The sequence below is a fragment of the Noviherbaspirillum sp. FW303-A3 genome (genome assembly GCF_058788695.1).
In genome coordinates, this window is the sequence record NZ_JBYTAZ010000004.1 from 172,183 (window position 1) to 183,900 (window position 11,718).

Annotated in this window: 10 protein-coding genes and 1 pseudogene; 3 read left to right on the forward strand and 8 right to left on the reverse strand. The window is 56.5% G+C overall.

The features are described from left to right. Positions 1-213: 213 nt before the first annotated feature. Positions 214-1,410: a tyrosine-type recombinase/integrase gene (locus AC3WOY_RS29105; RefSeq protein WP_492430056.1), complete on the reverse strand. Its 1,197-nt coding sequence runs from the start codon at positions 1,408-1,410 to the stop codon at positions 214-216. Positions 1,411-1,989: 579 nt separating this feature from the next. On the opposite strand from AC3WOY_RS29105, the gene AC3WOY_RS29110 reads away from it, so the two are divergent. Together AC3WOY_RS29110 and AC3WOY_RS29115 are read left to right on the forward strand one after the other, a co-directional pair. Next, entirely contained in the window at positions 1,990-2,328 is a 339-nt protein-coding gene (locus AC3WOY_RS29110) for a hypothetical protein (protein WP_492430057.1), read from the forward strand. Positions 2,329-2,611: 283 nt separating this feature from the next. Beyond that, positions 2,612-3,808, forward strand: a complete 1,197-nt coding sequence (locus tag AC3WOY_RS29115) for a tyrosine-type recombinase/integrase (RefSeq protein ID WP_492430058.1) — start codon at positions 2,612-2,614, stop codon at positions 3,806-3,808. A gap of 382 nt (positions 3,809-4,190) precedes the next feature. Here AC3WOY_RS29115 and AC3WOY_RS29120 read toward each other — a convergent pair. Together AC3WOY_RS29120 and AC3WOY_RS29125 are read right to left on the reverse strand one after the other, a co-directional pair. Then, positions 4,191-4,751: pseudogene (locus AC3WOY_RS29120) on the reverse strand (transposase); the annotation flags it as partial. A 79-nt stretch (positions 4,752-4,830) separates the two neighbouring features. Continuing rightward, positions 4,831-5,514: a TetR/AcrR family transcriptional regulator gene (locus AC3WOY_RS29125; protein WP_492430060.1), complete on the reverse strand. Its 684-nt coding sequence runs from the start codon at positions 5,512-5,514 to the stop codon at positions 4,831-4,833. 359 nt (positions 5,515-5,873) lie between these two features. Here AC3WOY_RS29125 and AC3WOY_RS29130 point away from each other — a divergent pair, with 359 nt between their 5' ends. Continuing rightward, positions 5,874-6,818 carry an NAD(P)H-dependent flavin oxidoreductase gene (locus AC3WOY_RS29130; protein ID WP_492430061.1) on the forward strand — a complete coding sequence of 315 codons (945 nt, stop codon included), beginning with the start codon at positions 5,874-5,876 and terminating at the stop codon, positions 6,816-6,818. A gap of 22 nt (positions 6,819-6,840) precedes the next feature. Here the strand turns inward: AC3WOY_RS29130 and AC3WOY_RS29135 are convergent, their stop codons facing one another. The 5 genes from AC3WOY_RS29135 to AC3WOY_RS29155 form a co-directional block, all read right to left on the reverse strand. Beyond that, entirely contained in the window at positions 6,841-7,602 is a 762-nt protein-coding gene (locus AC3WOY_RS29135) for an SDR family NAD(P)-dependent oxidoreductase (protein ID WP_492430062.1), read from the reverse strand. A 57-nt stretch (positions 7,603-7,659) separates the two neighbouring features. Next, the gene (locus AC3WOY_RS29140) at positions 7,660-8,457 is read right to left on the reverse strand and encodes an enoyl-CoA hydratase (RefSeq protein ID WP_492430135.1); all 798 of its coding nucleotides are present in this window, start codon (positions 8,455-8,457) and stop codon (positions 7,660-7,662) included. A 26-nt stretch (positions 8,458-8,483) separates the two neighbouring features. Beyond that, the gene (locus AC3WOY_RS29145) at positions 8,484-9,254 is read right to left on the reverse strand and encodes an ABC transporter ATP-binding protein (protein ID WP_492430063.1); all 771 of its coding nucleotides are present in this window, start codon (positions 9,252-9,254) and stop codon (positions 8,484-8,486) included. Between the two features lie 74 nt (positions 9,255-9,328). Further along, complete coding sequence (locus AC3WOY_RS29150) at positions 9,329-10,591, reverse strand: ABC transporter substrate-binding protein (protein ID WP_492430065.1); 1,263 nt, start codon at positions 10,589-10,591, stop codon at positions 9,329-9,331. A 73-nt stretch (positions 10,592-10,664) separates the two neighbouring features. Beyond that, entirely contained in the window at positions 10,665-11,717 is a 1,053-nt protein-coding gene (locus AC3WOY_RS29155; RefSeq protein WP_492430067.1) for a branched-chain amino acid ABC transporter permease, read from the reverse strand. Position 11,718 lies beyond the last annotated feature (1 nt).

Here is an 11,718-nt window from a genome sequence, read left to right on the forward strand (position 1 = left end):
CTCAACGATTTTCTGTCAGCAACAGGCCATCGAGACCGGCCTTGAGGTCTCAACTTAAACCAACCAGTCTCCACGAATTCCGGGGCGATTCAGACGGTGACTACGGACTGGTTCAAGTATCTCTCTATATGAGGGGTGATTAGAACATGATGGCCACCCAGTGCCATCTGCAAACGCGCCAGTACCTCTCTATATGGGAGGTGGTTATCAACTCTAGGCTTTTGGCGGCCGCTTCATTTCCTCATACTGCACGATCTTTTCTTCATGCAGATAGGCCGATGTGACTTTGAGATCGGAATGCCCGAGATGGCGACTAACGCTGAGGAGTGACGCGCCGTCGGCTAGCGCATGAGATGCGCGCGAGTGCCGCATCCAATGCGCGCTTGCGCGCGTTAACCGATTCGCGCCTTCAGGATAATCAGCTTGAATGTGCTTCGCCAGGGCGACAAAAAAAGGGCGGATTTCCTTGTCAACGACACTTCCCGTCACCGCCTCGGTCGGGTTATGGATGCGTGAAATGAGAGGAATTGTTGTTTCGCTTTTGCGAGGGTAGGGGGTCAGGCCACGCGCCTTCCGATACCGGACCAACTCGGGCATCAAGTCGTGGACTGGAATCTCCCGGTCCAGGCGGCCTTTGCCCCGGATTTTCAACCACCAGCGGCTGATTCCGTCCTTTTCCTCGGAATTACGGAACTGCGACATTGTTGCGCTGGTGAGCTCGGTTAGTCGGCAGCCGGTGATGTAGTAAGCGTAGATGATGAACCGCAGGCGCGCACTGCGCATGGCAAGCTTCTCGGTCTCCGTAGAAAGCGAATCAAGCGCCTTCTCGATTTCAGCCCACAACCGCTCCGGAAAGTAGCGGTTGGTGTCCATCGCCTTCAGCGTGTCCTTGTGTTCCTCTTCCTCTTTTCGAATAGGGCCCGCCAGCTCCACGACGTTCTGTTTGAGGAAATGGGCCTTTTGCAGGTAGCCAAAGAGGGACAGAAGGATCTTGTTTGCGTAGATACGGCTGTCCTCGGCCAACGGTCCTTGGAAAGGGCGCCAGTTCTCCTTTTCGCGGGAGTTCGATTTACCGACCCAATACTCCGCGGGCTGAGGGTCCGCCAGAAAACGGCGGTACTCCTGGATGTCGTCGGCCTTCAGGGATGACATTGGAATGCCAGCCTCGATCCAGGACCACAAAAGCAAACGCTCGCATTCCTTTCGGTAAGCGCGATAAGTCTGCTGACTGCCGGCGCCCTGGGTTTTTGTCTCAAGGAAGCTTTGGATTGCTTCAAGATCGGTAGACGCCCGGATTCCGCAGTCAGCCTGAGTGACGCGATTGGTGCCATTGACGCCTGATAAGTTATCAGGTAAAACTAACGGATCAATCTTTTCGAGCGGTAGCGGCGTTTTAAAGATGCGCGGCATGTGTCATAGGGGTAATACGCTAATTATGGAGTAATTAAAGCACGTATTGCCGCTGATAATCAATGCCGTGGATAACTACAGTTATCAGTAGAAAACATTTTCTATAAGCATCGCCTCCTTTTAAGCAAATTTGTGCGAGTAGTGCTCCAAACTAAATGTGTGTTGGAATAAGAAGTAATCGCATGATGGAAAGAGCAAAACGCCGATTTTGCTCTTTCCCACATAGCTTTAGTTTGCGTGATGATGCCGATTCTTTGTCGTCATATTTTTACTTCAAGTGGCCTTTCGGTGCGCTGGCTATAGAAAATTCGCGTTTTTGCCCGCTCTGATTCACCCCATACGTTGTCGCGGGATTAAGGTAGTATGGAGTTAAGGTATTCTGATGAACGTCCACGTTCCACGTAAAGTGCTGTGAACTACAGGCTTGATAAGTTGGTTGGTCGCGACCCACTTCCCGGGGATGAAGTGGCGTTTAACCGCGTGACCGAGCTCTTCGCTCGCGCAAGAAAAGTCGCAGTACCTGCGGTGAAAGAAACAAGGCCGCGCCAACCCCCGCCCGCCCCTAAAGAGGAGAAGCCTATGGTAATCAGGCTGAGCAAATTCGTCGGACGTGATCAGCTACCTGGCGATGAGGTCGCGTTTAACCGCATTAATGCTTTATTCGATCGCGCCCGAAAAGTGCAACCGCCGCCGAAAACGGCCGGAAAAACAAAGAGGCAGCTGGTGTCGGATAGTTCGGGCGGAAAATTCAAACTTGATAAGCTGGTTGGCCGTGACCCACTGCCCGGGGACGAGGTCGCGTTTGAACGTGTTACCAAACTCTTTGCAAACGCCAGAAAAGTTAAACCTCCGGCGAAACGATCGACGACTTCGAAGAGCGCCGGTAATCAGGCCTCGGGCAGCCGCAAGGCGAAATAAGTAGCGTCAGTTTTCCCCAATCCGTACGCTTGGTGCCCAGGTCGAAATGACCCAAGTTTCGGTACCCGCGGGCACATCACCAAAACTAAATTTTGCTATCGGAGTTTTTAATAGAATAAAAGATAAGATAGTGGGTGAAGTTTTGGCTTTTGTTCATTTGTTGAGTGTGCATCACTGTTGGCTTCACGAATATTGGGTCATTTCCGAAATACCCTCCCTTCCGGCAAATATGACATTAATACTATAATGTCGAATAAAATTCTCATTCCTCGACGGCCTTCAAATGCCCATCGACGCTCACGTCTCTTCATCTGCCAGCTCACTGGCTCCCATTGAATCCGTCGTTATTTCACTTGACTTTGACGGCCGAAACGGTACGAACCGTGCGACAGGAAACCGCCCTCAGATCGCCGCACAGAACGATATCGATGCGATCAAAGCCTGGCTTGCCCGCTTCGCCGACACGAAAACCACGTTCGACAATTATCGAAAGGAAGCCGAACGGCTCCTGTTGTGGTCGACGGCGCAACTGCAGAAACCGATTTCGTCGCTGACGCACGAGGACCTGCTCGCATATCAGCACTTCCTTGCCGACCCGCAGCCAGCAGCGCGTTGGGTCATGCGTGACGGCAGAAAGTTCGGGAGGTCGCATCCGGAATGGCGCCCATTCGCTGGCCCGCTCTCCCCTGCGAGCCAGCGCCAGGCATTCATCATCCTCAACACGCTGTTCTCGTGGCTTGTGAATGCAGGCTACCTAGCCGGTAATCCGCTGTCCCTGTCACGTCAGCGCACCAGGAAAACGAAGCCTCGGGTCACTCGTTATCTCGAAGAAGACCTGTGGACCGAGGTCAAGCTCACCATCGATGCGATGCCCAAGGAGACGGATCGGGAGCGCGAACACTACTTGCGGACGCGATGGCTGTTTTCGTTGCTATATCTCTGTGGCCTGCGGATCTCGGAAGTCGTCGGGAACACGATGGGCGGCTTTTTCTGCCGCCGGGACAAGGATGGCGAGGAACGGTGGTGGCTTGAAATCGTAGGCAAAGGGGAAAAGACGCGAATTGTCCCCGCGACCAACGAGCTGATGGTCGAGCTGGCGCGCTATCGGCGAGAAAAAGGCCTAGCTCCCTTCCCCACTCCTTCCGAAGAAATCCCACTGCTTCTACCGATTGGTACACGGCAGCGTCAGATGACACGCGGCGCAGTGCACGCGCTCGTCAAGCAAGTTTTCCTGGACACTGCGAATCGCTTAAAGGCTCGCGGCGCAGGCTTTGAACCGGTGGCTGCTCGCGTTGAAGCTGCATCAGCACACTGGTTGAGACACACTGCTGGATCCCACATGGCGAACAGCAAGGTGGATCTTCGACATGTTCGTGACAACCTTGGGCATGAATCGATCACCACGACTAGCGTATATCTTCATTCATCAGACGACGCTCGTCACCGTGAGACCGAGGAACTGCACAAGATCAAGTGGTAGTACGAGTATCGGCATCAGCTGATTCCGGATACGTATAAATGAAAAACAGGCTTAGAAAATCGCGGCTCTATGCCAAAGTGCTGGCGCTCAAGCAAGCGCGCCACTGGATGACTGACGAGGAATTCATGTGGGAATTTACGCCGCCTGGCGGCCTTGAATTCGGCAGCTCAACGTATACCGATAATAATTCTCGGCTTGTCAGGCGTCGCCCACGGTTAGGGTAGTACCTGGAGCACCGTCAGGAATAAGTCTTTTACCGGACCGCCATACCTATTAGTTAAACGGGGAAAAGCGACCGAGGCTGTGTGATAACGCATTAGCGATTCGAAGGTAACGGGAGCGTTCCTAAAAGAGTGTTTTTAGAATGTGATTTAAATACTGCCTATCCCGTCATCGCTGCAATCAGTTGTTGCATCCCCATGATTTGCATCATCCGCTTCATGTTATACGCCAGAACATGAAGACTCATCTCCGTTCGCACCTTTGGTAGCGTCCTGGTCAGGAAGTGGGTAACACCCATCCACGCTTTCAGGGTGCCGAAGGGATGTTCGGCGGTGCATCGACGCACCATTGCCAGTTTCGGCCGCGCATCCAGTCTGCGCTGCATCCGCTCAAGCACGTCTTCGTGCTCCCAGCGTGCAATTCTTCGATAGTCCCCTGTGGTACACCGGGGCTTCATTGAGCAACTCGGACAAGATGAGGACCAGTACTTGTCGAGTACCATGCCGTTCTCTACGGCCTGAAACCGCCACTTTGCACGTTCCCCTGCGGGACACAGGTATTCGTCGCTTTGCGGCAGGTAAGTAAAGTCGCGCTTGTCGAAGAGCCCCTTTGCCCGGTTGTTTGATGTGATCGGCTTGGGAACAAGCGGCGTGATCCCTTGCTCTTCGCAGGCCAGGATCTCCACGCCACTGAAATAGCCACGGTCTGCAATCGCGGTAATTGTCAATGCCGCTGGAATTTCCCACTGGGTCAGTTTTACGTGAACATCAACACGCAACCGCCATATCGAGCGAACTTTGTTACTTCTGACCTTGAATGCCCTTCACAAGAAACTGAACGAACGCCTGCGCAATATCGGTACCGGAGAGATCGCCGTCAAGCCTGTACCAGCGTGGAATACTGGTGATTGCACCCATGAACCAGAAGACAGCGAGTTTCGGATTGCACTCGGCGATGGTCTTATCTTCTATACCTTCCTGGATCAAGTTCCGCAGGCGCAGGTCAAATTGACGACGGCGTGCCATGATCCGCTTGCGGTCGTTGGGGGTCATCCCGTTGTACTCATGAAGGACCGCAGAAGCTCCCAATTCGCTGGCAAAGTCACGGATATATATGGACAAAAACTTTTCAAGTTTTTCGAGACCGTTTTTGCCTGTCGTGATCGCCTCCTCGAGCGCCATATCCCCGATCTCCATCGACAGGTTGTGGCATTCGTATAGCAGCTCCTGCTTACTCTTGAAGTAGTAATATAAGGCTGGCTTGGTCACATTAAGGCTCTTTGCAATCTCGTCGAGCGAGACGTTTTGGTAGCCCCGATGTCCGAAAGCGCGTGTGGCCTCAGCGATCACTGCCTGCCGCTTCAATTGATATTGTTCGTCTTGGCTCTTAACCAGATTGTTCCAGCGTCTGGGTGCTGCCGGCTTCCTCTTGGTGCCCGCCATCTTTGCCTCCGCGCGTTCGATGATGTTTTCTGCCTTTGTCAATTGGATTCCCTCGTCGCTGTGCCGGCACAGTCTACTTGTCGATAACATGTTCTACCAAAGGTTCAATTATAAAACTTGTGCGCGCGTCGTCCTATTAAGAATAAGCCTTCCGGCCCCTTGGGAGTTGCATTTCCGCGCCCGGCCCGGGCGCTCGGTGCTTTAGATGTGAATCACTCATTTCTCCAAGAACCACCTGCCATTCTTTCACTGGACGAAATTTTAACCATATGGTAGCACCATTGACCAACAGGTAAATTGTGGCTGATGCGTGCCTAGTTCACACCCTGGTTAGATGAAAATCGCCCTGCGTTCCCGGCAGCCGCTGAATTTATTGACAGCCTGATTGGCCAGCTTACGTCTTGACCTTCGACTCCTTCTGCCGCATTCCCGGCCCGCCTACCCTACCTGTCATCGTGGCGCTGATGTTTCTAATTTCTGGTCCCGAGGTGGTAAAAGCCTGCTGCACGGCTGGAGTAATCGGCTCCTTTCCGTCGATTAATGCCCGTACGCCGGAAGTGTTAGAAGACTGGCTGATGGACATAGAGACATCTCTCGCCACTGCTCGCGCGGCGGGACTTGGACAAACCGTGGTCCCCTTTGCGGTCAATCTTATTATGCATCCCAGCAACAGTCGGCGCGACACCGATCTCGCCATCCTAGTACGGCATCGCGTACCGCTAGTCATTGCGAGTGTCGGAAATCCGGGACCGGCAATCAGCGCAATACACGACTATGGCGGCAAGGTGTTTTGCGACGTAGCGACCGTCAAGCACGCACGCCGCGCCATCGAGGCGGGAGTAGATGGCCTGATCCTGTTGTGTTCCGGCGCCGGCGGTCATACGGGATGGATCAATCCTTTCGCCTTTCTTCGCGAAGTACGCTGCTTCTACGATGGCCCCATCGTCTTGGCCGGAGGCATCACGGATGGCCGGGCGATACGAGCCGCGCAATTGCTCAGCGCTGATGGCGTCTATATGGGAACGCGCTTTCTAGCGGCCCAGGAAAGTCTCGCCTCGGAAGACTATAAACGCACGTTGGCAGCCAGCAGCGTCGACGACATCGTGCTGACCACGGCGGCGACTGGCATGCCTGGTAATTTCTTGCGCAGCAGCTTGGAACGCTACGGCTTGTATCCAGAGCACGACGACGATCAAACTTTTCGCATCCCTGGTCAGGAAAGCGAAGGCAAGCGCTGGCGCGATATCTGGAGCGCCGGCCATGGAGTGGGCACGGTGCGCACCGTCGAGCCGGCCGCCGAGATTGCGAGGACGCTGATCAAGGAGTTCAATCAATTCGCCGTCTGAGTAGTCGCACTCTCACCCTTTTTCACATCCAGACCAGCGCCTGCCCGCCGTCTACCGGTATCGCCGCACCTACAATGTAGCGGCCAGCATCGGATGCCAGCAACAGAGACACGCCGTCTAGATCGTCCTGCCTGCCGAAGCGCCGCAATGGTGTGCGCTTGAGCAAACCTTCTTGGAAATTGCTCAAGGCATCGTGCATGTCGCTCTCGATCGTACCGGGGCAAATCGCATTAACACGGATTCCCTTGCCCGCCAGTTCGAGCGCCATCACCTTGGTCAGGTGGATCAGCGCCGCCTTCGACGCCGCATAGCTCGCGAGCCAGCCGCCAGCGCGCATGCCGGCCACCGAGGCGATGTTGACGATTGCTCCTGCGCCCTTCGGTAACATGCGACGTGCTGCCTCTTGTGCGACAAGCATGGCGCCCTTCAGATTGGTATCGAAGATGCGCGCGCTTTCCTCTTCCTTTTGCTCGACGAAGGGACTGACGTAGATGACACCCGAGTTGTTGTAGAGGATATCGATAGAGGCTCCGCACCGCTGCTCCGCACCATCAAATGCCGCCGCGATGGTCTTAGACTGAGTGACATCGAGATAAACCGCATGGGCGGCGTGGCCTTGCTTACGCAAGTTCGCAACTGCCGTCTCGATACGATCCATGCGCCGCGCGGCTAGCACCACGGTGGCGCCGGCGCGCGCAAAAACGCCCGCAACATGCTGGCCGATCCCACCTGAGGCTCCGGTGATGAGAGCCGTTTTGCCGTGCAGGCTGAACAGGTTTTCCATCAGATTTTTCCTTTTTTGCGGCGCCGCTGGCTGCTGCGGCGAGCGCCTCCGAATGACTCAGGGCTGCCGGCCGATCCACTGCGGAGCGCGCTTTTCCACGAAGGCGCGGATGCCTTCCTTGGCGTCGGCATGTGCCATGTTGCGCGCCACCACTTCACCGCAGTACTCATAGGCATCCGCCAGCGGCATCGGCAACTGCCGATAAAACGCCTGCTTGCCGAGCGCCAGCGTATATGTGGACTTGTTGCCAATCTCGTTTGCCAGCGCCGCAACCGCAGCATCCAGCTCGGCAGCTGGCACCACCTGGTTGACCAGGCCAGCGCGCAAGGCAAACTCAGCATCATGCAGACGACCTGTCGCAAGCATTTGCATGGCATGCTTGCTTAGGACGCTACGCCCGAGCGCCACCATCGGAGTCAGACACCAGAGGCCAATGTTTACGCCCGGCGTGCCAAATCGAGCGTCGCTGGCGGCGATCGCCAAGTCGGCACTGGCCACCAGTTGGCAGCCGGCAGCGGTAGCGACGCCTTCCACCCGCGCGATCACAATTTGCGGCTGCTCGCGCATCGCTTGCATCATGGCCGAGCAGCGCACAGAAACGGCCTTGAAGAATTCAGGGTCCGTTTCATCGTTGAACTCGTTCAGGTCGTGTCCGGCACAAAAAATTCTTTGGCCCACACCGCTCAGCACAATCACGCCAATGCCCGTTTCCGAACGCAGCTCGAGCAGGCGCCGATGCAGTGCATCGATCATCGCGAGCGACAGACTGTTGCCGCGCTGAGGCCGGTTCAGGCCTAGATAGCTCACTGCGCCACGGTCCGAACGGGTAACCAGCTCCTCATGCGAATTGGTCATGCTTTCCTCCCCCATCGTTTCGTCGCTCAACCGAGCCAGCGCTTGCGCCGCCGGTAATGCTTCATGTCACGATAGCTCTTGCGTTCGCCATCCATGGTCAGGCCGAGGTAGAACTCGCGCACATCCTCGTTCGCCTTTAGGTCGGCGGCGGCGCCTTCAAGCACGATGCGACCGTTTTCCATCACGTAGCCGTAGTCCGCCAAGTCGAGCGCAACGCGCGTGTTCTGTTCCACGATCAATAGTGTAAGGCCGCTCGCCTTTAATTGCGCCAGCAAGGCATACACTTCTTCGATCATTAGCGGTGCCAAGCCTAGCGAAGGCTCGTCAATCATCATCAGCTTCGGGTCAGCCATCAGGGCACGGCCAATCACCAGCAACTGCTGTTCGCCGCCCGACAAATAACCCGCGGTACGCCCGCGCAAAGCTGCAAGGCGGCCGATGCGCTGGTACACCTGGTCCAGGCGCCGGCGCGCCTCGGCGCCGCCCACCATGTGACCGCCGACAATAAGGTTCTGCTCGACCGTCATGTGCCGCAGTACCTGCCGGCCTTCGGCGACATGCACGATGCCGTGCCGGACGATATGCGCCGGCTCCTGATTGGTCAGCGGCGCACCATCGAAGGAAATCCCGCCGCCTGAAACCCGGCCGTCCTCGCAACTGATCAGGTTCGATATGGCCTTCAAAGTCGTGCTTTTACCAGCTCCGTTGGCGCCCAGTAAAGTCACGCACTTCCCTTTTGGAACCTTGGCAGAAATTCCTTTTACGGCGAGGATGACGTCGCTGTACAGCGCTTCCACATTATTCAATTCAAGCAAGTGTCTCTCCCAAGCAGTTCACGCGCCCCGTAAGAGACGGGGCGCGTCACGCAGTATTACCATTTGTTCAGGACAGGAACGACCACGTTCTGGTCCACGATCGTGTACTTGCCGCCTTGCACCGTGCCAATGTTCACCGTCAGGCCGCGCGTCGGAAACGGCGCCTCTTCGGAGTAGGTTAACGTCGGCAATACGCCAAAGCTTTGCTCGGTCGTGATCGGGGTCGTCACCAGCGCCTTGCGCACGACTTCGCCGGTCAGCTTGGTCGCGCCCACTGCCTTCGCCGCGTTTTCGATCGTACGCACCGCTACAATCGCCTGGTTCAGGCCCATGAGGCAGGGAACGTTGTAGCCAGAAGTGACCTTGTACTTGTCACGCAGCTTTTCATAAAAGCCGCGCGCCGTAGTCTTGTCCTCGGTCGGGATGGCCATGCCGTAGGCTTCGTAATTGCCTTCCATTTGCGCGAGACCGCCGATGGCCTTACCGGACGCCAACAGGCTGTTATGGGCACTCATCATTACGGGGATGTTGGTCTTGCCCAGGCTTTGCAACGCGCGCCTGGTCGCTACCACGGCCGCAGTGTTGGTCTGGATCTGGATGACTTCCACGCCCTTGCGTACCAGTCGTGCTACCTGCGGCGTCAGATCCGTCGGCTGTACCTCGGTGTAGATGGTTTCAACCACTTCCAACAGCTTCGGGTTCTCCTTCGCGTACTTCTCCATGCCCTTATGGATGTCCACGTAGGCCGGCGAAGCTTCCGAGGAAATGATGCCCAGCTTCAGAGGGCCCTCGCCGCCGCGTTTCTTGCGGAACCACTCCATGAAGGCTGTCGCCTCGTGCGGATAGGTGGGACGCGCATTAAAGACCCAGGGATTCGGTTTCCATCCGTAACCGTAGCCGGCGGTGGCCATGATCATTGGCACCTTGTCATTCGGCAGACGCTCCTGCAACGCCGCGGCATCCGGTCCGCCAATGCCGAACACCAAGATCGGATTCAATTCCGATTTGGCTCCCGGCCATAGGCTCGCTACCTGCGCGACGTCGTAGCGGGTGTCGTAATCCTTGATCTTCAGAGCGACACCCAGTTCCTTCCCAACTTCGGCGTTCCACCAGTCGACCACGCCGCGGCGGCAGCCCGTGACGTCCTTCATGATGTCGGCGTAGGGCCCCGTAAAATCGGCCAAGCCGGCGAGGTTGTAGGTGGTCTGAGCATGAGCGCCGCTGGCGGCGAGCAGCATGCTCAGGCCGCCGGCGGCTCCGAGCAAGCAGACATGTCCACGGAGCGGACGTTTGCTGAGCTTTTTGTCAAAGGTACCCATTTTTATCTCCTTGATAGTTATTGAACAAACGCACCGACAAGGGAGACGACGTATCTCGCCGTCCCCGTTTACTTCAATAAGGAAAGGGCCACAAACGGTATGAGCGCTTGAGGATTTGCCATCTGTGCATCAGACCGCGCGGCTCGAATATCAGGAAGCCGGCGATCATCGCCCCCAGAAAGATGTTCATGGCGGCGAAGACGATATCGCCGCCCAGGAACGGCACATGCTCCACAATCGTGGACCCGGCCGAACTGATGATTTCCTGCGATAGCTTGATCACGAATACGCCAATCAGGGCGCCGGTGATTGAGCCGACGCCGCCGACGATGATCATGGCGATTAGCCAGATTGAGTGGAACAGCGTGAATTGGTCGACGGCTACGAAACGCACGTAATACGCCCACAAGCCGCCGCCAATGCCGGCATAGAAGGCGCCCAGCAAGAAAGCCACCGCCTTGGTACGGACTACGTTGATCCCCATCATCCCCGAGGCGACATCGTCGTCCCGCACCGCTAGAAAGGCGCGCCCATGCCGACTGCGCGCCACGCTGAAGGCCCCGAACAGCATGAGCACCGCCACCGCTAAGCAGAGGTAGTAGATGGAACGGTCGGAATCGAAACGGAATCCCAGAACCTCCGCCGGCTGCACCGTGATGCCGGCCGAACCACCCAGCCAGGAGGCCGGCAGATTGAGCACCAGGAAGTGGAACAGGATCTGGGCCGCGATGGTGGTCAGGGCCAGGTAGAAGCCCTTGATGCGAACTGCCGACATGCCGAAGATGAAACCGAATACGGCCGCTGCCACCCCGCCCACCGGTAGCGCCGCCCAGATCGGCCATCCAGCCTTGCTTGCCAGGATAGCTGTAGTGTAGGCACCGACACCCATGAACGCGGCTTGCCCGAGATTGATCTGTCCCGCCAGGCCGGTGTTGATCTGAAGGCCAAGCACCACCACCGCCGTAATCAGCATCGTGGTCACTATGGCGACAATGCGCGGCTCGAACAGCAGCGGCAGGGCCGCCATGAACAATGCGAACAAGACCAGGGCCCAGCGCTGATTGGAAGTACGGATCAGCGCCTGATCCCGTGCAAAACTGGTTGCGAATACGCCTGCTGGATCCATG